The sequence below is a fragment of the Mesorhizobium sp. RIZ17 genome (assembly GCF_051127865.1).
In the GTDB taxonomy this organism is placed as follows: domain Bacteria; phylum Pseudomonadota; class Alphaproteobacteria; order Rhizobiales; family Rhizobiaceae; genus Mesorhizobium; species Mesorhizobium humile.
The window spans coordinates 2048335-2070770 of sequence record NZ_CP147861.1 but is presented as its reverse complement, the minus strand read 5'-3'; the positions used below and the strand labels follow the sequence as shown (position 1 = coordinate 2070770).

25 protein-coding genes are annotated in these 22436 nt (G+C 63.8%); 13 read left to right on the top strand and 12 right to left on the bottom strand.

All coding sequences use genetic code 11. The features are described from left to right. Nucleotides 1-85 precede the first annotated feature (85 nt). Complete coding sequence (locus tag WDX12_RS10265; protein ID WP_434724790.1) at nt 86-721, top strand: LysE family translocator; 636 nt, start codon at nt 86-88, stop codon at nt 719-721. Between the two features lie 21 nt (nt 722-742). Here WDX12_RS10265 and WDX12_RS10260 read toward each other — a convergent pair whose 3' ends face one another. The 7 genes from WDX12_RS10260 to WDX12_RS10230 all read right to left on the bottom strand — a co-directional run bounded on the left by WDX12_RS10260 (nt 743) and on the right by WDX12_RS10230 (nt 8971). Continuing rightward, nucleotides 743-1834, bottom strand: a complete 1092-nt coding sequence (locus WDX12_RS10260; RefSeq protein ID WP_320294011.1) for a 3-deoxy-7-phosphoheptulonate synthase — start codon at nt 1832-1834, stop codon at nt 743-745. A 199-nt stretch (nt 1835-2033) separates the two neighbouring features. Then, nucleotides 2034-2828: an SDR family oxidoreductase gene (locus WDX12_RS10255; RefSeq protein ID WP_320294010.1), complete on the bottom strand. Its 795-nt coding sequence runs from the start codon at nt 2826-2828 to the stop codon at nt 2034-2036. Nucleotides 2829-3203: 375 nt separating this feature from the next. Then, nucleotides 3204-4196, bottom strand: coding sequence for an inositol 2-dehydrogenase (iolG, locus tag WDX12_RS10250; RefSeq protein ID WP_434724789.1), 993 nt, complete (start codon nt 4194-4196; stop codon nt 3204-3206). A gap of 79 nt (nt 4197-4275) precedes the next feature. Next, on the bottom strand, nt 4276-5046 hold the full coding sequence (locus WDX12_RS10245) for an ATP-binding cassette domain-containing protein (RefSeq protein WP_434724788.1): 771 nt from the start codon (nt 5044-5046) through the stop codon (nt 4276-4278). A 2-nt stretch (nt 5047-5048) separates the two neighbouring features. Further along, on the bottom strand, nt 5049-6125 hold the full coding sequence (locus WDX12_RS10240; protein ID WP_320294008.1) for an ABC transporter permease: 1077 nt from the start codon (nt 6123-6125) through the stop codon (nt 5049-5051). A gap of 148 nt (nt 6126-6273) precedes the next feature. Next, nucleotides 6274-7215, bottom strand: coding sequence for a sugar ABC transporter substrate-binding protein (locus tag WDX12_RS10235; protein WP_320294007.1), 942 nt, complete (start codon nt 7213-7215; stop codon nt 6274-6276). A 724-nt stretch (nt 7216-7939) separates the two neighbouring features. Beyond that, nucleotides 7940-8971, bottom strand: a complete 1032-nt coding sequence (locus tag WDX12_RS10230) for a LacI family DNA-binding transcriptional regulator (RefSeq protein ID WP_320294005.1) — start codon at nt 8969-8971, stop codon at nt 7940-7942. 182 nt (nt 8972-9153) lie between these two features. Here WDX12_RS10230 and WDX12_RS10225 point away from each other — a divergent pair, with 182 nt between their 5' ends. From WDX12_RS10225 to WDX12_RS10215, 3 genes are read left to right on the top strand one after another with little or no spacing between them, the layout of a single operon-like run. Further along, complete coding sequence (locus WDX12_RS10225; protein ID WP_434725604.1) at nt 9154-10251, top strand: fatty acid desaturase family protein; 1098 nt, start codon at nt 9154-9156, stop codon at nt 10249-10251. Between the two features lie 39 nt (nt 10252-10290). Then, nucleotides 10291-10605 carry a MocE family 2Fe-2S type ferredoxin gene (locus WDX12_RS10220; protein ID WP_434724787.1) on the top strand — a complete coding sequence of 105 codons (315 nt, stop codon included), beginning with the start codon at nt 10291-10293 and terminating at the stop codon, nt 10603-10605. Between the two features lie 4 nt (nt 10606-10609). Then, the gene (locus tag WDX12_RS10215; RefSeq protein ID WP_434724786.1) at nt 10610-11836 is read left to right on the top strand and encodes an NAD(P)/FAD-dependent oxidoreductase; all 1227 of its coding nucleotides are present in this window, start codon (nt 10610-10612) and stop codon (nt 11834-11836) included. Nucleotides 11837-12122: 286 nt separating this feature from the next. Here WDX12_RS10215 and WDX12_RS10210 read toward each other — a convergent pair whose 3' ends face one another. From WDX12_RS10210 to hslV, 5 genes are all read right to left on the bottom strand, one after another. Further along, nucleotides 12123-13082, bottom strand: coding sequence for a DUF1402 family protein (locus tag WDX12_RS10210; protein ID WP_320294002.1), 960 nt, complete (start codon nt 13080-13082; stop codon nt 12123-12125). Between the two features lie 257 nt (nt 13083-13339). After that, complete coding sequence (hslU, locus tag WDX12_RS10205; protein WP_320294001.1) at nt 13340-14650, bottom strand: ATP-dependent protease ATPase subunit HslU; 1311 nt, start codon at nt 14648-14650, stop codon at nt 13340-13342. 5 nt (nt 14651-14655) lie between these two features. Further along, nucleotides 14656-15255 carry a DUF2585 domain-containing protein gene (locus WDX12_RS10200; RefSeq protein ID WP_434725603.1) on the bottom strand — a complete coding sequence of 200 codons (600 nt, stop codon included), beginning with the start codon at nt 15253-15255 and terminating at the stop codon, nt 14656-14658. 4 nt (nt 15256-15259) lie between these two features. Continuing rightward, on the bottom strand, nt 15260-15784 hold the full coding sequence (locus tag WDX12_RS10195; RefSeq protein WP_320294000.1) for a GNAT family N-acetyltransferase: 525 nt from the start codon (nt 15782-15784) through the stop codon (nt 15260-15262). Between the two features lie 45 nt (nt 15785-15829). Further along, entirely contained in the window at nt 15830-16381 is a 552-nt protein-coding gene (gene hslV / locus WDX12_RS10190; protein ID WP_040986886.1) for an ATP-dependent protease subunit HslV, read from the bottom strand. 214 nt (nt 16382-16595) lie between these two features. Between hslV and hisB the strand changes: the two genes are divergently transcribed. The 9 genes from hisB to coaA are packed head-to-tail and all read left to right on the top strand — an operon-like array spanning nt 16596 to nt 22311. Beyond that, the gene (gene hisB / locus WDX12_RS10185) at nt 16596-17192 is read left to right on the top strand and encodes an imidazoleglycerol-phosphate dehydratase HisB (RefSeq protein ID WP_434724785.1); all 597 of its coding nucleotides are present in this window, start codon (nt 16596-16598) and stop codon (nt 17190-17192) included. A 4-nt stretch (nt 17193-17196) separates the two neighbouring features. Next, a complete protein-coding gene (locus WDX12_RS10180; protein ID WP_434724784.1) occupies nt 17197-17673 on the top strand; it encodes a DUF2628 domain-containing protein in 477 nt (158 codons plus the stop codon). 1 nt (nt 17674) lies between these two features. Beyond that, nucleotides 17675-18325, top strand: a complete 651-nt coding sequence (gene hisH, locus WDX12_RS10175; protein WP_434724783.1) for an imidazole glycerol phosphate synthase subunit HisH — start codon at nt 17675-17677, stop codon at nt 18323-18325. A gap of 2 nt (nt 18326-18327) precedes the next feature. Then, nucleotides 18328-18618 (top strand): DUF1330 domain-containing protein, encoded by a 291-nt coding sequence (locus WDX12_RS10170; RefSeq protein WP_320293996.1) that lies wholly within the window; start codon nt 18328-18330, stop codon nt 18616-18618. A gap of 3 nt (nt 18619-18621) precedes the next feature. Next, complete coding sequence (hisA, locus tag WDX12_RS10165; RefSeq protein ID WP_320293995.1) at nt 18622-19368, top strand: 1-(5-phosphoribosyl)-5-[(5-phosphoribosylamino)methylideneamino]imidazole-4-carboxamide isomerase; 747 nt, start codon at nt 18622-18624, stop codon at nt 19366-19368. Beyond that, nucleotides 19365-20204 carry an arginase family protein gene (locus tag WDX12_RS10160; protein WP_434724782.1) on the top strand — a complete coding sequence of 280 codons (840 nt, stop codon included), beginning with the start codon at nt 19365-19367 and terminating at the stop codon, nt 20202-20204. The genes hisA and WDX12_RS10160 overlap by 4 nt, the downstream gene beginning before the upstream one ends. Then, nucleotides 20201-20995, top strand: a complete 795-nt coding sequence (hisF, locus tag WDX12_RS10155; protein ID WP_434724781.1) for an imidazole glycerol phosphate synthase subunit HisF — start codon at nt 20201-20203, stop codon at nt 20993-20995. Before WDX12_RS10160 ends, hisF begins: the two co-directional genes overlap by 4 nt. Before the next feature lie 9 nt (nt 20996-21004). After that, nucleotides 21005-21328 (top strand): phosphoribosyl-ATP diphosphatase, encoded by a 324-nt coding sequence (locus WDX12_RS10150; RefSeq protein WP_320293992.1) that lies wholly within the window; start codon nt 21005-21007, stop codon nt 21326-21328. A 23-nt stretch (nt 21329-21351) separates the two neighbouring features. Then, a complete protein-coding gene (coaA, locus tag WDX12_RS10145) occupies nt 21352-22311 on the top strand; it encodes a type I pantothenate kinase (protein WP_140801608.1) in 960 nt (319 codons plus the stop codon). Nucleotides 22312-22436: the final 125 nt, after the last annotated feature.

Here is a 22436-nt window from a genome sequence, read left to right as displayed (position 1 = left end):
TTGGGGTGACCTATAGGGCCGCCTACCGGCTTGAAAATCAACAGATTCCTTTTTGCGCAAGCGGGTCATGCGACGGGCAACTGACATGAGCTATGCCGAAAACCTCTGGCTGTTCTTCGTGCTTCTGTTCGGCATCATCGCCGTGCCGGGCATGGACATGTTGTTCGTGCTCGCCAACGCGCTGACCGGCGGCAGCAACCGAGGCCTGGCGGCGACCGCCGGCATCATGCTCGGCGGCGCGGTGCATACGTTGAACGGCGCGATCGGCGTCGGCCTGCTCATGCATTTCGTGCCGATGCTGTTCACGCCGCTGCTGCTCGCCGGCGCCGCTTATATGGCCTATATCGGCATTTCGCTGATGCGCAGCTCGATCACCGTCGGCGACAACGGACCCGCGGGGAGCCGCTCGGCCTGGAAGGCCTTTCGGCAAGGCATGATCACCTGCCTGATCAATCCCAAGGCCTATCTCTTCATCCTTGCCGTCTATCCGCAATTCCTGAAGCCGGCTTACGGTCCGATCTGGATGCAGGCGACCATCATGGGATTGCTGACCGTCGCCACCCAGGCCGCGGTCTATGGCGGACTTGCCGTCACGGCCGGGCGCAGCCGGGGGCTGTTGGTCGACAATCCGCAAGCGACCATACTCGCAGGCCGCGCGGCGGGCTTGCTGCTGTTCTCGGTTTCGGTATTCACGGCCTGGGAAGGATTGAGGGCGGCGTGAGCGCCGCCCTCTCGATTTTGTTCAGGCCGCGCCCTGCCGGCTGGCGAGCAGCTCGCGCTTCACCGACCGGCGCCATTCGACGGCGCCGGCAAGGCCGTGCAGCACGGTCTCGGTGGTCGCCCAGTCGATGCAGCCGTCGGTGATGCTCTGGCCGTAGGTGAGCGGCTTGCCGGGCACGACATCCTGCCGGCCGGCGACGAGATTGCTCTCGATCATGACGCCGATGATGCGCTCGTCCCCCGCCGCCACCTGCCCCGCCACGTCATGCGCGACCTTGGGCTGGTTCTCAGGCTTCTTGGCGCTGTTGGCGTGGCTGACATCGATCATCAGCCGCGGCGCAACACCAATGCGGCCGAGCTCGGCAGCCGCGGCCTCGACGCTTGCCGCATCGTAGTTCGGCGTGATGCCGCCGCGCAGGATGACGTGGCAATCCTCATTGCCGGTGGTCGCCGCGATGGCGCTGCGGCCGTCCTTGGTCACCGCCATGAAATGATGCGGCTGGGCGGCCGACTTCACGGCTTCGCCGGCGATCCTGAGATTGCCGTCGGTGCCGTTCTTGAAGCCGACCGGGCAGGAGAGGCCCGAGGCCAGCTCGCGATGGATCTGGCTTTCGGTGGTGCGCGCGCCGATGGCGCCCCAGGCGACGAGGTCGGCGATGTATTGCGGCGTGGTCATGTCGAGGAATTCGGTCGCTGCCGGCAGGCCGAGATTGTTGACGGCCGACAAAACGTTGCGCGCCATGCGCAAGCCCTTGTCGATGTTGAAGCTGCCGTCGAGGTCGGGATCGTTGATGAGACCCTTCCAGCCGACCGTGGTGCGCGGCTTCTCAAAATAGACGCGCATGACGATCTCGAGCCGGTCGGCCAGGGCCTCGCGCAGCGCCGCCAGACGGCTGGCGTAGTCCACGGCGGCGACCGGATCGTGGATGGAACAAGGGCCGACGATGACTACCAGTCGATCGTCGGCCCCCGTGAGGATGGAATGGATGGCGTTGCGCGAAGCGGCAACGGTGCGTGTCGCCGTAAGCGAGCGCGGGATCTCGCGCATCACCTCGTCCGGCGTGCTCAGGACTTTGAGTTCTCTGACCCGAAGGTCGTCTGTGGTGGTCAACACGGCTTTCTGCTCCTGGTTAGGAGACCTGCCGGCTGAAACAAAAAAGCCGCCAGGTCTGGCGGCTTGTCGGATTTTGATCTGGAATTTTCAGATCGAGCGCAATCCTCCCGCCGCCAGCGAGCTACCGTAGCTAAAGTACCAAAACGAGGCGGTCAGGTGGATCATGCGGCTCATATAGTCGATGCGGAGATGTTTGTCACTACTCGCCAATCACGCCAGCGATGTTCTGGTCGTAATCGACCAGCGAGCCGGTCATGACGCCAGCCTGAGGGCTGACCATATAGGTGATCAGCCGGGCAAGCTGGGCGGGCTTGACCAACTGGCCCATGGGCTGCGCGGCCTCGGCCTTTGCCAGCCAGTCGTCGGGCGCATCGTGCCACTTCTTCTGCACGATATCCTCGCCCTCGGTGTCCATCCAGCCGGGCAGCACGGCGTTGCAGCGGATGCGGTTCTTCCGGTACGAGCTCGCGACATTCTTGGTCAGCGTCATCAGCGCGCCCTTGCTGGTCGAATAGGGCGTCAGGAACGACTGGCCGGCATGCGCCGACATCGACAGCACATTGACGATCGAGCCCGGCGCCTTGCGCTCAAGGAGATGCGCGACGAGGCCCTGCATGAGGAAGAACGGCCCGCGCACATTGGTGTCGAATATCTGGTCGAAAAGCTCTTCCGACGTCTCGACCAGCGATCCGCGCGCCGAGGTGGCGGCGGCATTGACCAGCGCGTTCAGCGTGCCGAAATGCTTGATCGCTGTCTCGACGGCACGCTTGCAGTCGGCAACCTTGGCGACATCGGCGCTGATGAAGATGGCGTCGACGCCACTCTTCTTGAGCACTGCAACCGCCTTGTCGCCCTTCTCCTGCGAGCGGCCGATCAGCGCCAGCGCGCGGCAGCCCTCATCCGCCAAGGCCTCGGCAACCGCGAAGCCGATGCCCTGCGCGCCGCCGGTGACGATGGCGCGCGTTTGTGAATTGCGACCGGCCAAACCGCTCATCGCTGTGCTCCTGTGTTTTTGACTACCAGTGCATTTTCAAGATTCATTGAGATTCCGATCGGTTGCCCGATGTCTTGCCGCAACGTCGTTAACTTGGTCGAAGCGTCCTCAACTTCGTCATCCTAGGGCGAAACAGGAGCGGAGCTCCGTCGCGAAGACCCGAGGATCCATGCCGTGACCCGGCGGAAGAACCCGGCGGAGCAGAATTCTGCACCGTTAACACCGCTTCGATGTAACGGCATGGATCCTCGGGTCTGCGCGCGTCGCTTCGCTCCTTGCTCCGCCCGTGGATGACGACCTGATAAGCGTTCCGGCTAATCGCCAACCGTTAGAGACAGACAATCCGACCGCCATCGAAATACCTGCCTCGTCGGGTCAATCGACGCGTACGGTCTTGCCGGTCTTCGCCGACTTCAGCGCCGCATCGGCCAACTTGAGCGCGACCAGCCCGTCCTTGCCGCTCGGCGCCGCCTTCTTGCCGGCAGTCGCCGCGGCGATGAAGGAGGCGATCTCGTTGGCATAGGCATCGATGTAGCGGGTCATGAAGAAGTCGTGCAGCGGCGGGCGGGTGTAGCCCTTGTCGTTGGCGAGCTCGATCGACACCGGCCGCTGGTTCTCGGCCGCGACCATGCCCTTGGAGCCATGCACCTCGATGCGCTGGTCATAGCCATAGGTGGCGCGGCGCGAATTGGAGATGACGGCCTGCTTGCCGGAGGCGGTTTCGAGGATGACGCTGACCGAGTCGAAATCGCCGGCTTCGCCAATCTTCTTGTCGACCAGCACCGAGGCGTGGGCGCTGACGGCAACCGGCTCCTCGCCGAGCAGGAAGCGCGCCATGTCGAAATCATGGATGGTCATATCGCGGAAAATGCCGCCGGACCTGGCGATGTAGTCGAGCGGCGGGGCGCCGGGATCGCGCGACGTGATGGTGACCATCTCGACCGTGCCGACGGCGCCGTCGTCGATCGCCTTGCGCACGGCGGCGAAATGCGGGTCGAAGCGGCGGTTGAAGCCTACCATCAGCGTGGCCTTGGTCTTCTCCACCACCGCCAGGCATTTTTCGACGCGCTTGACAGAGAGATCGATCGGCTTCTCGCAGAAGATCGCCTTGCCGGCCTTGGCAAAGCGCTCGATCAGATCGGCATGCGTGTCGGTCGGCGTGCAGATGATGACGGCGTCGATGTCCTCGGACTTCTCGATGACGTCGATGCTGCGGACCTCAGCGCCATAGGCGGAGGCCAGTTCCGTCGCCGCTTTCTCGAAGGCATCCGCCACGGCGACCAGTTTGGCCCGCGGATTTGAGCCGACGGCGCGGGCATGCACCTTGCCGATGCGGCCGGCGCCGAGAAGAGCGAAGCGGAGTGTCATGGAATGTCCTTTGAGGGCGGTTCTGAAAGATGTCCGCGCCTTTTGGCGCGGATGATTGGTGATCCCGTCGCGGCGCCCGTCAGGCGGCCTGCAGCTCCGCCTGCCCGGTCTTGGCGCCGGTGATGTAGGCGACGATGTCGTTGCCGTCGGTGTCCTGCTTGCGCAGGTTGGCGACGATCTTGCCGCGGCGGAAGACGACGATGCGGTCGACCAGGTCGAACACCTGGCGCATGTTGTGGCTGACCAGGATCAGCGGCTCGCCGTTTTCCTTCAACGTGCGGATGATGTTTTCGACCTGCTCCGTCTCCTGCACGCCGAGTGCCGCCGTCGGCTCGTCCATGATGATCAGCTTGGAGGCAAAGGTCGCGGTCCTGGCGATCGCGACGCACTGGCGCTGGCCGCCAGACATGTGGCGGATGGTGCTGGAGAGGTTCGGGATCTTCACCGCCGTGCGGACAAGTGCCGCCTCCGTCGCCTTGCGCATCGCCTTGCGGTCGAGGATCGAAAAGGGCCCGAGATTGAAAAGCACCTTCTCGCGGCCGAGGAACAGGTTCGACGGCACGTCGAGATCGTCGGCCAGCGCGAGGTTCTGGAACACGGTCTCGATGCCCGCCTCGCGCGCCTCGATCGGGCCGGCGAAGTTCACTTCCTTGCCGTCGAACCAGATCTTGCCGTCTGTGCGCTGCTCGACGCCGGTGATCTGGCGCACGAAGGTCGATTTGCCGGCGCCGTTGTCGCCCATGATGGCGACATGCTCGCCCTTGCGCAGCTCGAAATTCGCCTCCTGGAGCGCGTGCACGCCGCCATAGTGCTTGGTGAGGTTTTCGGTCTTCAGAACGATGTCGGACATGGTCAAGCTCCTATCGCGCGGCGGCGCTGGCGCCATTGATCGAGAACGACCGCGCCGACGATGATCACGCCCTTGACCATCTCCTGATAGTAGGCATCGAGGCGCAGGAAGGTGAAGCCGGAAATGATGACGCCGAAGATCAGCGAGCCGATCACGGTGCCGATGATCGAGCCGCGGCCGCCCGACAGCGAAACGCCGCCGATGACCGCCATGGCGATGGCGTCGAGCTCATACATCACGCCCATGCCGGATTGGGCGGTGAGGTTCTTGGAACAGAGCACCACTGCCGCGAGCGAGGCGAGGATGGCAGCGATGACGTAGACCAGCACCTTGTGGTTGGCGATCTTGATGCCCGACATGCGCGCGGCATCCTCGTTGGAGCCGATGGCGTAGCAGTGCTTGCCGTATTTGGTGTAGGTCAGGATCAGCTGGAACAGGATTGCCAGCGAAATGAAGATGACGACCGGCATCAGGCCCTTGCCGATTGCCGCAAAGCTTTCGGTCGGAAACGAGATCGGCTCGCCCTTGGACCACCACTTCGCTATGCCGCGCGCGGTGACCATCATGCCCAGCGTGGCGATGAAGGGCGGGATGCGCGTGTAGGCGATCAGCAGGCCGTTGACCAGGCCGGCGATGAGGCCGCAGCCTATCGCGACCAGCAACGGCACGATGACCGGAAGGTCGATCCAGCCATACGACAGGAACATGGCCTTGGGGTTGGGGTTGCCGTTGACCGTCGCCACCTGGGCGAAGCTCATGGCGATCATGGCGGTGGCGCCGACGACCGAGCCGGAGGAAAGGTCGATGCCGCCGCAGATGATGACCTGCGTGACGCCGATGGCGATGATGCCGACAATCGACACCTGCAGGATGATGATCTGCAGGCGCTGCTCGTTGAAGATCGCGTCGACGTTCGGACGCGTGTTGAACAGAAAGCTGTCGCCGAGGAAGACCCGGCCAATCAGTTCGAACAGGCCCACCAGGATGACGAGCGCCAGGAGAACGTTGAACTCGGGCGGCCAAGGGCGCTTCTTGGCATCATAGGTGAGCCCACCAACGCCATGCGATGTCTGTGCCACGATTTTCTCCTCCTTGGGCCGCGTTCGCCCACCCGCCCGGGAGGGCGGGTGGAAGCGAGGAGCGGCACTGTTCTTCGTGTATCGGCTTCGGACGCCTGGTTCGGCCCGCCATCCTGAAGCGCCGCTCCTTATGAACCGGCCCGTGGCCTCAGTTCTTCTTCAGGAACTTGTCGATGTTCGCCGGCGTGACGAGCTGGAACGGAATGTAGACCTTGTGGTCCACCTTCTCGCCCTTGGCGAGCTTCAGCGCCGCGTCGAGCGCGCCAGCACCCTGGCCGGCCGCATCCTGGAATACGGTCACCTTGAGGTCGCCTGCTTGCATCGAGGCCAACGCGTCCTGCGTGGCGTCGACGCCGCCGACGATCATGGTCTTCATGTCGATATTGGCGGCCTTCATCGCCTGGATGGCGCCGATGGCGCTTTCGTCGTTGTTGGCGATGACACCGTCGAACGGCTTGGCGGTCGACAGCCAGTTGGTCATCAGGTTCTGCGCCTGGTCGCGCTGCCAGTTCGAGGTCTGCTTGTCGATGATCTTGATGAAACTGCACTCCGGCGTGGCGATCACGTTGTCGATGTCCTTGGTGCGCTGCACCGCGGCCTGGTTGGAAAGCTCGCCCATGATCACATAGACATTGGCTTCCTTCTTGCCGGCTTCCTTGAAGAGGCGGCAGACTTCCTTGGTCTCGAGAGTGCCGGAATCGGCCTCGTTCGAAGCGACGAAGGCCTGGTTGTCCGGCAGCGAGTTGACGTTGACCGGCTCGCGGTTGACGTAGACCAGCGGGATCTTGGCAGCGGCGGCCGCGTCCGACATCGCCTGCGTGGCCGAGGTGTCGACCGGGTTTACGATGATGGCGTCGACGCCGGAGGCGGCGAAGTTCTTGATCTGGTCGAGCTGCTTGGCTACATCATTCTGCGCGTCCTCGACCTGAAGCTCGACGCCGCTCATGCCCTTAGCCTGCGCGATCATGCCGTTGCGCAGCACGGTCAGGAAATTATCGTCGAAGCGCGCCATCGAGACGCCGATCTTGGCGGCGAAGGCGGATGAACACATCAGCGCCGAAAGCGCGACGCCCAAAAGCAGTTTCTTCATTTTATCTCTCCTCCACTTGGTGTCCGGCTGCACCCATTTTGAACCGGAATCCCCGGTTTGCCCGGGGAATCTCTCCCTGCGGCCATGCGGCGCTGCCAATTCGATGGAGCGCCTCGTCCTCCGCTCGAAACAGACGCTTCGGAACGAAAGAACCAAAAAGCCTAGCTAGTGAAATATTTATTCCATTTCGTTTGGAAACGTCAAGGGTGATTCCGACCGAGGCGGCCGGTTTTTCGATCACTATCGACGTGACGAAGACCATGATGGGCTGGATTCGCCGCAAACCGCCATGAAAGAATCCATCAGTCTGATGGATTCTTTCACATTGCTCCGGGGTCAGTTCCCAGACGCAGGGATTTTTGAAAGGTTGCCGTTTGTCTTGGTGTAAGGTTCTTCGTTCATTTCCGTGAAATCAGCGCAAACGCCAGGGATTGGCTGAAGCCGCCCCAACCTCGTCATTCTATGGCGGAGCAAGGAGCGAAGCGACGCGGCGCAGACCATAGAATCCATGCCGTGACTTGGAAGCGCTGCCACGGTACAGAATTTTGCTCCGTTGCACGCCTTGGCGAAGGTAACGGCATGGATTCCAGGGTCTTCGCGACGGAGCTTCGCTCCTGCTCCGCCCTAGAATGACGATCACGATGGGCACTTCGGCCAATCTCCAAGGCATGCCGCCTGCCAAACGCAAACAGAGCCGACCGATCAAAACCCCTGTGCTGGAGACCTAGATGTTTTCAGGCAGGTAAATGTCGAAGGGCAGGAACGTCTGTCCGGGCGCATTGGCCGCGCCGCTTTCGATGGCATGCGCCATCAGCCCGACGAGTTCCCGGCAGAGCGCCGCGAGCGGCGTCGAGATCACCATGGTGAGGATGTTGTCGGCGAGCGCCGCGCGCGAGACGGCGTTGATCTCGTTGCAGATGACGACCGGCATCTCGGCCGGGCGCGCCGTCCTCAGCGCCGAGACGGCGCCTTCCATGCCACCGCCGGCGACGTAGCAACCGGCAAGATCGGGATGGCGCGCCAGAAGATCGAGCATGGCGTCATGCGTCACGTCATTGGCCTCGAGGTTGACCAGCGTCTCCATCACGGTGAAATCCGGCGCGTGCTCGCGGAAATAGGAGCGGAAGCCGATCTCACGCAGTTCATGGCCGTGGAAGCGGTGGCTGCCGACGAAGAGCGCGACCTTGCCCGGCTTCCTGGCCGCCTTGGCGATCATCCACGCGGCGCTGCGCCCAACCTTGCGGTTGTCGAGACCGACATAACCCTCACGGATGCCGGCGGCGAAATCGGACAGCAGCGAGAAGACCGGCTGCCCCCTCGCCTTCAGCGCCTCCACGACCGCCGTCAGCGTCGGGTGATCCGGGCCGACGACGGCGACGGCTCTCGATTTGGCCGCCAGTTTGCGCATCTGGTCGGCGATCTCATCGGGCGCCAGCGACGTGGCGAAGTCGATCGCAGCGGTGCCGCGGAAACGTTGCGACTGCGAAACCGCCAGCTCGAGCTCCCTGGCGAAATCGCCATAGAAGACATCATTGCCCCTCAGCAGCAGGAAACCGAGCCGGTATTCCGGCAATTCCTGGCGCATGCGCTGCTTGATCAGCCCGGCCGCATGATAGCCGATCTCGGTGGCCGCCTCGTAGACCCGGCGCGCCGTTTCCTCGCGCACCCGCAGGCGGCTGTTCAGCACTCTGTCGACGGTGGCGACGCTGACGCCCGAGACGCGCGCGAGATCGGTAATGGTCGGCCGCTTTGCCATGAATGCTCCATCGCTTATCCGGCTCAGGATAGCTCAATCTGATAGGAAATGATAGAAACTATCTTCCTGATGTTGAGACTATCATAGGCTGGCGGTATGTTGAAGTGGAAGCCGGCTATGGACGAGCCCGGACTTGCGGGAGCCGTTCGCCAGGCGCTGTTGGAGGAACCTCAATGACGGCCATGACGTCTTCGGCGGCGTCGCCGCGCGACTACAGCCTGACCGGCCGCGATGCAAAACGCGCGGTCGAGAACGGGCTGGCGGCGGCCGAGTGGTACCACACCGAGATCCCGCGCAAGCAGATGAAGGAGCTGATGCAGCGCTCCGACCAGCCGGCGATCCGCGACACCATCATCTGGCTGGCCGCCTTCATCGTCAGCGCCGCGGGCGGCATCTGGTTCTGGGGCAGCTGGTGGTGCGTGCCGTTCCTGTTCGTCTATGGCACGCTCTACGGCTCCTCGACCGATTCCCGCTGGCACGAATGCGGCCATGGCACGGCCTTCCGCACGCAGTGGATGAACGACGCCGTCTACCAGCTCGCCTGCTTCATGATCATGCGCAACCCGGTGACCTGGCGCTGGAGCCACACGCGCCACCATACCGATACCATCATCGTCGGCCGCGACCCCGAGATCGCCGTCATGCGGCCGCCGGACCTTGCGCGCGTGGTGCTGAATTTCTTCGGCATTCTCGACGCCTGGCACGCGATGGTCGACATGGTGCGCAACGCCGCCGGCGTCATCAGCGCCGCCGAAAAAACATTCATTCCCGAGCAGGAGCAGCCGAAGGCGATCCGCGTGGCCCGCATATGGCTCGCCATCTACATCGCGACCATCGCCCTGGCCCTCTACCTGCACTCCTGGCTGCCACTGATGCTGATCGGCCTGCCCCGGCTCTATGGCGCCTGGCACCACGTCTTGACCGGCCTGCTGCAGCATGGCGGGCTTGCCGAGAACGTCACCGATCACCGGCTGAACAGCCGCACCGTTTACATGAATCCGATCAGCCGGTTCATCTACTGGAACATGAACTACCATGTGGAACATCACATGTTCCCGATGGTGCCCTATCATGCGCTGCCGAAGCTGCATGCGATGATCAAGCACGACCTGCCGGCGCCGACGCCTTCGATCCTGGCCGGCTATCGCGAGATGATCCCGGCCTTCCTGCGCCAGCTGCGCAACGAGGACTATTTCCTCAAGCGCGCGCTGCCGCCAACGGCAAAGCCCTACCGGGAAGAACTGCACAACGACAATCCGGTTGCGGCAGCGGCCGAGTGAGCGGCCCGACCAACTGACCATGAATTCCAGGAGAACGAGATGAGCGACTGGGTCGAGGCCTGCGCGGCCGGGGATATCGACGAAGAGGATGTGATGCGGTTCGACCATGGTGGCCGCACCTTCGCCATCTACCGCAGCCCGGACGACGAATATTTCGCGACCGACGGCCTGTGCACGCATGAGAAGGTGCACCTGGCCGACGGTCTGGTGATGGACGACATCATCGAATGCCCCAAGCACAATGGCCGCTTCAACTACAAGACCGGTGACGCGCGCGGCGCACCGGTCTGCGTCAACCTGAAAACCTATCCGGTCAGGGTCGACGCCGGAAAAGTCCTGATCCAGGTCCGGTGAGACAATGGCCGGGATGGTGATCATCGGAGCGGGCGAGTGCGGCGGGCGCGCGGCGCTCGCCCTGCGCGATCTCGGCTATGAGGGGCCGGTGACGCTGGTGGGCGACGAGCCGCATCTGCCTTATGAGCGGCCGCCGCTGTCGAAGGAAGCGATGACCGGTGAGGCGCCGGCCATCAAGGCGATCGCCAGCGACGCGCTTTTCGCCGATCGCTCGATCCGCCACATCCATTCCGTCCGGGCCGTCGCGATCGACCGCGCCGCGCATGTCGTGCAGCTGTCGGACGGATCCTCCCTTTCCTACGACAAGCTGCTGCTGGCGACCGGGTCCGTGCCGCGCAAGCTGCCGATGCCGGGCCTGGGCGGCCGCTGCGTCTATCTCAGGACCTTCAACGATGCTTTGGCCATCCGTGCGCATCTCAGCGCCGGCAACCGTGTCGCCATCATCGGCGGCGGGTTCATCGGTCTCGAGCTTGGCGCCGCGGCGCGCAGGCTTGGCGTCGCGGTCACGGTCATCGAGGCGCAGCCGCGCATCCTGATGCGCGGCGTGCCGGCCGAGATCGCCGAAATCATCCACAAGGCGCATGAGGCCGAGGGCGTTGCGATCCGCATCGGCCAGGGGATCGCCGCGATTGCCGATGACGGCGCCGAGGTTCGCATCGCGCTTGCCGACGGGCAGGAGGTCGTCGCCGATCTCGCGGTGATCGGCATCGGTGCGGTGCCAGTGACGGCGCTTGCCGCCGAAGCCGGACTTGCGGTCGACAACGGCATCGCCGTGGACGAACATTTGCGCAGCGCCGACCCGGATATCTTCGCCGCCGGCGATTGCTGCTCCTTCCCGCTTGCGGTCTATGGCGGGCGGCGGGTTCGGCTGGAAGCCTGGCGCAACGCGCAGGAGCAGGGCGCACTCGCCGCAAAGAACATGCTGGGCGCCGATGAGGCGCATGCCGCCGTGCCGTGGTTCTGGTCGGATCAGTACGGGTTGACGCTGCAGATCGCCGGGCTGTCGGACGAAGGCCGCTCGACGGTGAGGCGCGATCTCGATGACGGCGCCTTCATCCTGTTCCACCTTGCCGAGAACGGCAGGCTGGTCGCGGCCAGCGGCATCGGCCCCGGCAATGCGGTGGCGCGCGACATCCGCCTGGCGGAAATGCTGATCGCCAAGCGGGCCAGCCCGGCGCCGGAGGCGCTCGGCTCGCAGGCGGTCAAGCTGAAGTCGCTGCTGGCGGCGTAAGCTGTCGCGCCAACTGTTGATCTCGGCGCTGCCCCTCGTCTGCCTGCAGGTATCTTCTCCCCGGCGTGACAATTGCATACGCGGTGCCAACATCTTGGAGATATCGTCAAAGGTCGACAGGGGGCGCCGTAGGTAAGGCGGCGACCTATCCTTCGTCATTCTGGGGCGGAGCAAGGAGCGAAGCGACGCGCGCAGACCCTAGAAATGACGAAGGAAAGGTTGGCGGGACAGCGCAAACACGGTTGAACTGAGCTCAAACCTGGCTTCCCTCCCGAAGCCTGACGCTCTAAAACAGCGCCTTCAGCTCATCCAGCTTGTCGTTGACCAGCCAGCCGTAATAGTTCTCTTCGGGCAGCTTTTCCGGTTCACCGGCAGCGCGGCGTTTTTCGTTCTCGGCCTTCAGCGCATAGGCGCGCTGCTCGGGGTTGCCGACATTGTAGAGCGTGGCGGTCAGGCCCGGATTTTTAGAGATGTCGAAGCCGGCGATGTTGCGGTAAGCGTCGATCGACTTCTTGATGGTCGCAGCGACGTAGGGCAGCGTCAGATCCGGGTCCATGATGGTCTTGTAGACCGTGTTGGGATCGCCGACGTCGAGCCTGGGCAGGCCCGAGACCTTGTGCACCAGGTCGCTCATCTGCAACGCCGTCAGCGGGTTCAACTGGCCGAGGCCGAAGGTCTGGCCGGCATAATAAGGCTGGAAGAAAGTGGCTCCGAAGCGGTCGTTGGGGAAATCCTCGCCGCCGACGGTCTTGCCGCGGAAGGAGCGGTTCCAGACCTGCTCGCGGCATTCCCAAAGGTCGTAGCTGTCGTCCGTGCCGGCGCATTTCTTGAATTCCGGCCGCTGGACGAAATCGCTGACATCCTCGCCGTCATAGGCAAAGGTGAGCTTGCTCGACAGATACGACATCGCCTTGACGTAATAGGTCTGCAGCCGGTCATAGGCGTCGACATTGTAGGTGTGCTCGCCGACGATGGCGCCGACGATATGCATAGGATCGATGCCGTAAGCCGCAGCCACCTTCCTGATCTTACCGCGCAGCTCGGCATCGTTCTGCAGCAGCGCGTAGACCTTGCGGTACTTGGCCTGGAAGGTGGTGTTGGTGGCCTGGGTGCGCCGGCTGGAGGCGCCCGGAATATCCGGCTGCACCGCGTTGCGGTTGCCCGGCGGCACCATGGTCGCGGCATCGGCGATCGCCACCGCCGCCGCCAGCGCAAGACCAACAAGGAGAAACAGGTACTTCTTCATTCGCCGCCGCCTTGGGGCGGCTCGGCTATCGCCGATCCACCCCAACCATTTGATTGAACGCAATTTCAGACGGAAAACCGCTTTCTTGAAATTGCTTTCGGAATGCGCGGCAACCTAGGTAAAGCGCCCGCCAGAGTCGAGAGAAGGCTGCCGACGGCGACCAAAAATGGTGGCCAGATGCTTCCATTTGGCCACACCTTGATGGTGTGCGCGTTTTTCGGGCCAGCTCGAAGGCCAGCCCGAAATCGGCACCAGGCTTAAAGGATGAACCGCGACAGGTCGGTGTTGCGCGACAGGTCGCCGACATGCTTCTCGACATAGGCGGCGTCGATGGTGACGGCGGTGCCATTGCGGTCCGGGGCGTCGTAGGAAATCTCGTCCAGCACGCGCTCCATCACGGTCTGCAGGCGCCGCGCGCCGATATTCTCGACGCTGGCATTGAGGTCGACGGCGATGCCGGCAAGCGAATCGATGGCGTCGTCGGTGAAGGTCAGCTCGACGCCTTCGGTCTTCATCAGCGCGATATACTGCTTGATGAGGCTCGCTTCCGTCTCGGTGAGGATGCGGATGAAATCCGCCTTCTCCAGCGCGCGCAGCTCGACACGGATCGGCAGGCGGCCCTGCAGCTCCGGCAAAAGGTCGGACGGCTTGGAGACGTGGAAGGCGCCCGAAGCGATGAACAGGATATGGTCGGTCTTGATCGGCCCATATTTGGTCGCAACCGTGGTGCCTTCGACCAGCGGCAGCAGGTCGCGCTGCACGCCTTCGCGTGACGGGCCGCCCGAAATGTCGCTCCTGGCCGCGATCTTGTCGATCTCGTCGAGGAAGACGATGCCGTCATTCTCGGCCGATTCCAGCGCCCTGCGCACCACCTCGTCCTGGTCCAGCAGCTTGTCGGACTCGTCATTGACCAAGAGCGCGTAGGAATCGCGCACCGTGGTCTTGCGGGTCTTGGTCTTGCGACCGCCCATCGCCTTCGACAGCATGTCGTTGATGTTGAGCACGCCGACATTGGCGCCCGGCATGCCGGGAATCTCGAAGCCGGGCATGCCGCCGGTGCCGGTGTCGGCCACCTCGATCTCGATCTCCTTGTCGTCGAGCTCGCCGTCGCGCAGCTTCTTGCGGAAGCTGTCGCGGGTGGCCGGGCTCGCCGTCTTGCCGACGAGGGCTTCCAGCACGCGTTCCTCGGCGTTGACCTGGGCGCGCGCGCCGACATCCCCGCGCATTTTTTCGCGCGCCAGGCCGATGGCGACCTCGACGAGGTCGCGCACGATCTGCTCGACATCGCGGCCGACATAGCCGACCTCGGTGAACTTGGTGGCCTCCACCTTGACGAAGGGCGCGCCGGCCAGCCGCGCCAGGCGGCGCGAGATCTCGGTCTTGCCGACGCCGGTCGGGCCGATCATCAGGATGTTCTTCGGCATCACCTCTTCGCGCATCTGGCCTTCCAGCTGCTGGCGGCGCCAGCGGTTGCGCAAGGCGATCGCCACGGCGCGCTTGGCGTCCTTCTGGCCGATGATGAAGCGGTCGAGTTCCGAAACGATTTCGCGGGGAGAAAAGGTGCTCATAAGACTCAAATTCCACTCTGCCACTGCCTGATGGACTCGAACGGATGCAGCAGCATGATCACGTTGAGCGTCAGATTGTCCCGGATGATGTAGCCCGTGCCGAGCTCGAAGATGAGCGCCAGGGCCACGATCACCCATATAGGTAGCTTTCGCGCCATCACAAATCCCAGCGCCATGAACAGCGTGTCGGACACCGAGTTGATGATCGAGTCGCCGTAATAGTTGAGTGAGATCGTGCCGGCGCGGTAACGATCGATGATAAAGGGGCTGTTCTCCAGGATCTCCCAGCCGCCCTCGATGAGGACGGCGAAAGCGAGCCTTAAGCCCACCGGCGAACGTGGAAACAGGAATGTCGCCAGCGCGTAGAACAGGAAGCCGTGGATGATATGCGAGAAGGTGTACCAGTCGGCGATGTGCTGGGAATTCTCCGGGCTGTTGACCACACCGTGCCAGAGTTTCACGTAGCCGCAGGTGCAGATCGGCGGATGGCCCATGCCGTAGAGCACGCCGGCCTGGAAAACGACCAGGGCGAGCACCAGCAGCAGGCCCATGCGCCAGCTGTCTTCGTAAGCGGAAAGCGTCTTGTCCCCTTCAGGCGCGATCATCCAGTCAGTCCCCCAGATTTTCGTCGTCGTCATCGGCGTCGACGGCCATCAGCACGACGTCCCCATATTGCGATTGCCTGCGGCCGATCGGCCTGAAGCCCGCCTTCTCATAGGCGCGGATGGCGCGGCCATTGTCGGGATGCGGATCGATGATGACACGCGGCGCGCCTTCCTCGAAAAGCTCCTCGACGAACTGGCGCACGATGGCCGAGCCATGGCCGATGCCGACCAGCTCCGGCGGACCGATCGTGAGGTCGATGCCCAGCGTGCCGAAGGGCTGGTCCGCATAGGGATGATCGTCCTCCATATGCGGATCGTAGCTCTGCAGGTAGGCGATCGGCCTGCCGTCCAGCTCGACGATCAGCGGCTCCACCGAGACCGAATCCATATGCTCTCTGATTTCGGCGATCTCCTTGCCGGGATCGTCCCACCACTGGGCGACATGCGGCTCGCGCAGCCACCGGGCAATCGTCGGCAAGTCTTCTTCGGTCACCGGCCGAAATTCGTAGCTATGTTCCTGATTGACCATGATCTCTTCCGAAAACCTGTGACCACTTTTCGGGATCATAGCCGCTCAAGCGGCATCGAGCGTTTCGACGACAAAATTGTTGTTGGTGTAGACGCAGATGTCGGACGCGATCTGCATGGCCTTGCGGGCGATCTCCTCGGCATCCTTGTCGGTGTCGATGAGGGCACGGGCCGCGGCCAGCGCGTAATTGCCGCCGGAGCCGATGGCCATGACGCCATGCTCGGGCTCCAGCACGTCGCCATTGCCGGTCAGCGCCAGCGAGACCGACTTGTCGGCGACCAGCATCATGGCTTCCAGGCGGCGCAGATAGCGGTCGGTGCGCCAGTCCTTGGCGAGCTCGACGCAGGCGCGCGTCAGCTGGTCGGGATATTGTTCGAGCTTGGCCTCAAGCCGCTCGAGCAGGGTGAAGGCGTCGGCGGTAGCGCCGGCGAAGCCGGCAATGACGCTGCCGCCCTTGCCGATGCGGCGCACCTTGCGGGCATTGCCCTTCATGATCGTCTGGCCGAGGCTGACCTGGCCGTCGCCGGCGATCACCACCTTGTTGCCCTTGCGCACGCTGATGATGGTCGTGGCGTGCATGGTGAGTTCATTCGACATTTTCTGCTCCGATTCGCGCTATCCCTTGAAGGCGATTGGCGCGGTACGAGTGAGTTTTGATCGGCCATATGTATGCATAGGGCGAACGATTGCAAACCGCCGTCCGGCAAGGGCGATAACGACCGGAATGGCAACTGGCAATCGCCGGATCATGCTGATAGAAGGCTCTCGTTTTCAAGCCCCGGGGCTCCGAACGGGCAACAAGGACAGAGCGATGACGCGTTCCGCCGAAGTCAGCCGCAAGACCAAGGAAACCGAGATTTCGGTCTCGGTCCATGTCGACGGCAAGGGCAAAGCCGATATTTCGACCGGCGTCGGCTTCTTCGACCATATGCTCGACCAGCTATCGCGGCATTCGCTGATCGATATGAAGATCAAGGCCAAGGGCGACCTGCATATCGACGACCACCACACGGTCGAGGACACCGGGATCGCGATCGGCCAGGCGCTGAGCAAGGCGCTGGGCGAGCGGCGCGGCATCATGCGCTATGCCTCGATCGAGCTTGCCATGGACGAGACGCTGACCAGGGCGGCGATAGACGTCTCCGGCCGGCCCTTCCTGGTCTGGAACGTCGCCTTCACGTCGCCGAAGATCGGCACGTTCGACACCGAACTGGTGCGCGAGTTCTTCCAGGCGCTGGCGCAGAATGCCGGCATCACGCTGCATGTGACCAATCATTACGGTGCCAACAACCACCATATCGCCGAAACCTGCTTCAAGGCGGTGGCGCGGGCGCTGCGCGCAGCACTGGAGCCCGATCCGCGCCAGCCCGACGCGGTGCCGTCCACCAAGGGATCCCTGAAAGGCTAGCCCTATGGCGATCTATGTCGTGATGCAGCCGCCGGCCGGCGACAACAAAGCCAGGGACGCAATTTTCGTGCGCGACAGCTTCACCTGGCTGGGCTTCCTGGCCGCGCCGCTCTGGTTCGCCTGGCACCGTCTGTGGATCGAGGCGGCCCTGACCTTCGTCGTCATGGCGATCCTGTCGGTGACCGGCGAGAAGCTCGGACTCGAAGGGGCCGGGTCGTTGCTGTCGCTGCTGGTCTCGCTCTATGTCGGGTTCGAAGGCCAGGCCCTGCGCATCGCATCACTGCGCCGGCGCGGCTGGCGGGAATGGGGCGTCGTCGAAGCCGGCAATCTTGGCGATGCCGAGACGCGCCAGGCGCTGGAAGCCGGCGAGGAAGGCGAGGAGGCGGCACCGATGCCGCGCATCGTGCCGGACGCATCGCTCGCCCGTCCGCCGCAAACCGGCATGGCGCTGGGGCTGACCCATACGCCTGGAAGGCCCTGACATGCGGGTAGCCATCATCGATTACGGCTCGGGCAATCTGCGCTCGGCCACCAAGGCCTTCGAGCGCGCCGCGCATGAGGCGGGTCTTGCCGCGACCATCGAGCTGACGGCCGACGCGGAGCGCGTGCGTTCCGCCGACCGCATCGTGCTGCCGGGTGTCGGCGCCTATGCCGACTGCGCCGCCGGCCTGCACGCGGTGCCGGGCATGTGGGAGGCGGTGGAGGAGGCGGCCATCGCCAAGGGGCGGCCTTTCCTCGGCATCTGCGTCGGCATGCAGCTGATGTCGGAACGCGGCCTCGAAAAGACCGTCACCAGGGGCCTCGGCTGGATCGCCGGCGACGTCAAGGAGATCACGCCGTCGGATCCGGCGCTGAAGATCCCGCAGATCGGCTGGAACACGATCGAGCTTGCCCGGCAGCATCCGCTGTTTTCCGGCATCGAGACCGGCCCGAAGGGGCTGCATGCCTATTTTGTCCATTCCTATCATCTCGAAGCGAAGAATCCCGCCGAAGTGCTGGCGACCGCCGACTATGGCGGGCCGGTGACGGCCGCCGTTGCCCGCGACAACCTTGCCGGCACGCAATTCCATCCCGAAAAGAGCCAGGCGCTTGGCCTGGCTCTGATCACCAATTTCCTGAAATGGAGGCCCTAGAGATGAGCAAGAAGGGCTATTGGATCGCGCTGATCGATGTCCACGATCCAGACGTCTACAGGCAATACATCGAGGCCAATGGGAAGGCCTTCGCCAAGTATGGCGCGAAGTTCCCGGTCCGGCCCGGTCGTTACACCAGTCCGGAGGGGCCGACAGGCAACCGCCATGTGGTGGTGGAATTCGAGTCCTATGAGACGGCGCTCGCTTGCTACGAGTCGCCCGAATACCAGGAAGCCTCAAAATTCCGGCTCGCCGCTTCGACCGGCCATTTCGTCATCGTCGAGGGCGCCTGATCCATGATCCTGTTTCCGGCGATAGACCTCAAGGACGGCCAATGCGTGCGCCTTAAGCACGGCGATATGGCCACCGCCACCATCTACAATGACGATCCCGCCGCGCAGGCGAAGGCCTTCGAGGACCAAGGTTTCGAGTGGCTGCATGTCGTCGACCTCAACGGCGCCTTCAAGGGCCAGAGCGTCAACTCCGCCGCGGTCGGCGCCATCCTCAAGGCGACGAAAAACCCGGTGCAGCTCGGCGGCGGCATCCGCACCCTGCCGCAGATCGAGGATTGGCTGGATCGCGGTCTCGCCCGCGTCATCCTCGGCACGGTCGCGGTGCGCGAACCTGAGCTGGTGAAGCAAGCATGCAAGGCTTTCCCGGGCAAGGTCGCCGTCGGCATCGACGCCAAGGGCGGTAAGGTCGCCGTCGAGGGCTGGGCCGAAGCCTCCGAGCTCGGCGTCGTCGAGCTGGCGAAGAAATTCGAGGGGGCCGGCGTTGCCGCCATCGTCTACACCGATATCGATCGCGACGGCGTGCTGACCGGCATCAACTGGGATTCGACCATCGACCTCGCCGAGGCGGTGTCCATTCCGGTGATCGCATCCGGCGGCCTCGCCTCGATCGCCGACATCGTGCGCATGACCATGCCCGACGCGAAGAAACTGGAAGGCGCGATCTCCGGCCGCGCCCTATATGACGGACGTATCGACCCGGCCGAGGCGCTGGCGATCCTGCGCGGCGAGCGGGCGGAGGCAAGAGCGTGAACATTTCCATCATCCTGGCCTCCTATGACAGCGGCCATTTCCACGGTGGCTGCGGCCAGGGCCCGGACGCGCTGATCTCAGGCGGACTGGCCGAGGCGCTGAAGCTCGCCGGCCATGACGTCGAGGTGCATGACATCGGCAAGGTGGTCGAGGACGAAGACGAGCGCGAGATCAGCACCGGATTCGCCGTCTGCAACGCCGTTTCCGGCCAGGTCCGCATTGCGCTGGACAGGAAGCGGTTTCCGATCGTGCTGGCGGGCAACTGCCTGACTGCCGCGGGCGCCGTGGCCGGCGCCGGCGCCGACGCTATCATCTGGGCCGACCAGCATGGCGACCTCAACACGCCGGAAACCACCACGACGGGCTTTCTCGACGGCATGGCGCTGGCTGTCGCGCTGGGCCTGTGCTGGCGGCCGATGGCCAACCAGATCCCCGGCTTCAAGCCGGTCGATCCATCACGCTGCGTTCTGGTCAATGCGCGCGACCTCGACGAGGCCGAAAAGGCGCTGTTGAACACGCTGCCCGTCATCCGGACCGAGTGCCCGGACTGGAAGGCTGCTGCGCAGCGGCTGAAGGTCGACGGCGCAACCCGGGTGCATATGCATGTCGACCTCGACGTGCACGACCCCGAAAAGCTGCAAGCCAACCGCTACACCACGCCCGGCGGCCCGGCGCCGGAGCAGATGCGCATGGCGATGTGCGGCCTCGCCGGGCCGCTCGCCATCGCCGGGCTGACCATTTCCGCCTACGATCCGGCCTTCGACCCCAAGGGCGACGTGCCGCCGCTGGTCGGCGAGCTGGTGGTCGACCTGCTCTCGACCCTGGAAGGCAAGTGATGCTCAAGGCCCGCGTCATCCCCTGCCTCGACGTCAAGAACGGCCGCGTGGTCAAGGGCGTCAATTTCGTCGATCTGATCGACGCCGGCGACCCGGTCGAGGCCGCCAAGGCGTACGACGCGGCCGGCGCCGACGAGCTCTGCTTCCTCGACATCACCGCCTCGTCCGACAATCGCGAGACGATCTTCGACGTGGTCGCCAGGACGGCCGAGCAGTGCTTCATGCCGCTCACCGTCGGCGGCGGCGTGCGCCAAGTGGCCGACATCCGCAAGCTGCTTCTGGCCGGCGCCGACAAGGTGTCGATCAACACGGCGGCGGTGAAGAATCCGGACTTCGTCGCGGAAGCCGCCGACAAGTTCGGCAACCAGTGCATCGTCGTGGCGATCGACGCCAAGAAGGTCTCGGCGCAAGGCGAGACCGACCGCTGGGAGATATTCACCCATGGCGGGCGCGAGAAGACGGGCATCGACGCGGTCGAATTCGCCAAGACGATGGTCGATCGCGGCGCCGGCGAGATCCTGCTGACCTCGATGGACCGCGACGGCACCAAGGCCGGCTACGACCTTGCGCTCACGCGCGCGATCGCCGATGCCGTGCGCGCGCCGGTGATCGCTTCCGGCGGCGTCGGAACGCTCGATCATCTGGTCGAAGGCATCCGCGACGGCCATGCCGGTGCGGTGCTTGCCGCCTCGATCTTCCATTTCGGCACTTACACGATCGCCGAGGCCAAGGCGCATATGGCCAAAGCCGGCCTGCCGATGCGGCTGGACTCGGCCGCCCATCGGACTTAAACCACTGCTATGGCTCAATTTTCGCTCGCCGAGCTGGAAACGATCATCCATCAGCGCGCCCATTCCGGCGACGCTGACTCATGGACGGCGAAACTGTTCGCCAAGGGCATGGACAAGGCGGCGCAGAAGCTCGGCGAAGAAGCGGTCGAGACCGTGATCGCCGCCATCCGTGGCGACAGGCAGGCGCTCGTTTCGGAAAGTGCCGATCTTCTGTATCATTGGCTGGTCGTCCTCGGCATAGCGGGCATTCCGCTGGACGACGTGCTGAAAGAGCTCGAAGGCCGCACCAGCCGCTCGGGCATTGTCGAAAAGGCGTCCCGGTCAAAGGGCTGACCGGTAAGAGGGTAGGAAACCCGATGGACCAGTTGGCTCCGACCGAGAAGTATTCCCCCTATCGTTTCTTCTCCGCCGAGCAATGGTCGCAATTCCGCGCCGACACGCCGCTGACGCTGACGGAAGACGAGATCGACCGGCTGCGCTCGCTCAACGACCCGGTCGACCTCGAAGAGGTCAAGCGCATCTACCTCTCGCTGTCGCGGCTACTCTCGGCCCATGTCGAGGCAAGCCAGTTGCTGTTTCGGCAGCGCCAGGCCTTCTTCAAGGCGCAGGACGTCGTCAAGACGCCCTTCATCATCGGCATTGCCGGCTCGGTCGCGGTCGGCAAGTCGACCACGGCGCGCGTGCTGAAGGAGCTTCTGGCGCGCTGGCCGTCGAGCCCGAAGGTCGACCTCATCACCACCGACGGTTTCCTCTTGCCCAACGAGATCCTGCGCCGCGAGAACCTCATGGAGCGCAAAGGGTTCCCCGAGAGCTACGACGTCGGCGCGCTGCTCAGGTTCCTGTCCGGCATCAAGTCGGCACAAAGCAGCGTCATCGCGCCGGTCTATTCGCACCTGACCTATGACGTCATCCCCGGCGAGTTCGTCACCATCGACCGTCCGGATATATTGATCTTCGAAGGCATCAACGTCTTGCAGCCGGGAAAGCTGCCGAAGGACGGCAAGATCGTGCCGTTCCTGTCCGACTTCTTCGATTTCGCCATCTATATCGATGCCGACGAGAAGCTGATCCATCAGTGGTACATCCAGCGTTTCATGCGGCTGCGCGAAACCGCCTTCCGCAATCCGGACTCCTTCTTCCACCGCTATTCGCAGCTTTCGCAGGATGCCGCGCGGGCCATCGCCGAAGGGCTCTGGGCCAACATCAACCTGAAGAACCTGCGCGAGAACATCCTGCCGACCAGGGCGCGCGCCGATCTCATCCTGCGCAAAGGCGCCAACCACCTGATCGAGGAAGTGGCGTTAAGGAAATTGTGACCCGCTTAACGGCGTCTTAGGCAATCCCGACTAGCTTCGCCAGCCGGACTCCAACTGGGAGACGGTGCTGGCGCTGGCTTCCATCCTGGTGCCGGTGCTGAACGTCGCAAGTTTGTCTTCACGGG

Bases quoted from the DNA above. Each gene is read 5' to 3' on its own strand.
- WDX12_RS10265 (WP_434724790.1), top strand. From the start codon at position 86: ATGAGCTATGCCGAAAACCTCTGGCTGTTCTTCGTGCTTCTGTTCGGC.
- WDX12_RS10255 (WP_320294010.1), bottom strand. From the start codon at position 2,828: ATGAGCGGTTTGGCCGGTCGCAATTCACAAACGCGCGCCATCGTCACC.
- iolG (WP_434724789.1), bottom strand. From the start codon at position 4,196: ATGACACTCCGCTTCGCTCTTCTCGGCGCCGGCCGCATCGGCAAGGTG.
- WDX12_RS10245 (WP_434724788.1), bottom strand. From the start codon at position 5,046: ATGTCCGACATCGTTCTGAAGACCGAAAACCTCACCAAGCACTATGGC.
- WDX12_RS10235 (WP_320294007.1), bottom strand. From the start codon at position 7,215: ATGAAGAAACTGCTTTTGGGCGTCGCGCTTTCGGCGCTGATGTGTTCA.
- WDX12_RS10230 (WP_320294005.1), bottom strand. From the start codon at position 8,971: ATGGCAAAGCGGCCGACCATTACCGATCTCGCGCGCGTCTCGGGCGTC.
- WDX12_RS10225 (WP_434725604.1), top strand. From the start codon at position 9,154: ATGACGTCTTCGGCGGCGTCGCCGCGCGACTACAGCCTGACCGGCCGC.
- WDX12_RS10220 (WP_434724787.1), top strand. From the start codon at position 10,291: ATGAGCGACTGGGTCGAGGCCTGCGCGGCCGGGGATATCGACGAAGAG.
- WDX12_RS10215 (WP_434724786.1), top strand. From the start codon at position 10,610: ATGGCCGGGATGGTGATCATCGGAGCGGGCGAGTGCGGCGGGCGCGCG.
- WDX12_RS10210 (WP_320294002.1), bottom strand. From the start codon at position 13,082: ATGAAGAAGTACCTGTTTCTCCTTGTTGGTCTTGCGCTGGCGGCGGCG.
- hslU (WP_320294001.1), bottom strand. From the start codon at position 14,650: ATGAGCACCTTTTCTCCCCGCGAAATCGTTTCGGAACTCGACCGCTTC.
- WDX12_RS10200 (WP_434725603.1), bottom strand. From the start codon at position 15,255: ATGATCGCGCCTGAAGGGGACAAGACGCTTTCCGCTTACGAAGACAGC.
- WDX12_RS10195 (WP_320294000.1), bottom strand. From the start codon at position 15,784: ATGGTCAATCAGGAACATAGCTACGAATTTCGGCCGGTGACCGAAGAA.
- hslV (WP_040986886.1), bottom strand. From the start codon at position 16,381: ATGTCGAATGAACTCACCATGCACGCCACGACCATCATCAGCGTGCGC.
- hisB (WP_434724785.1), top strand. From the start codon at position 16,596: ATGACGCGTTCCGCCGAAGTCAGCCGCAAGACCAAGGAAACCGAGATT.
- WDX12_RS10180 (WP_434724784.1), top strand. From the start codon at position 17,197: ATGGCGATCTATGTCGTGATGCAGCCGCCGGCCGGCGACAACAAAGCC.
- hisH (WP_434724783.1), top strand. From the start codon at position 17,675: ATGCGGGTAGCCATCATCGATTACGGCTCGGGCAATCTGCGCTCGGCC.
- WDX12_RS10170 (WP_320293996.1), top strand. From the start codon at position 18,328: ATGAGCAAGAAGGGCTATTGGATCGCGCTGATCGATGTCCACGATCCA.
- hisA (WP_320293995.1), top strand. From the start codon at position 18,622: ATGATCCTGTTTCCGGCGATAGACCTCAAGGACGGCCAATGCGTGCGC.
- WDX12_RS10150 (WP_320293992.1), top strand. From the start codon at position 21,005: ATGGCTCAATTTTCGCTCGCCGAGCTGGAAACGATCATCCATCAGCGC.
- coaA (WP_140801608.1), top strand. From the start codon at position 21,352: ATGGACCAGTTGGCTCCGACCGAGAAGTATTCCCCCTATCGTTTCTTC.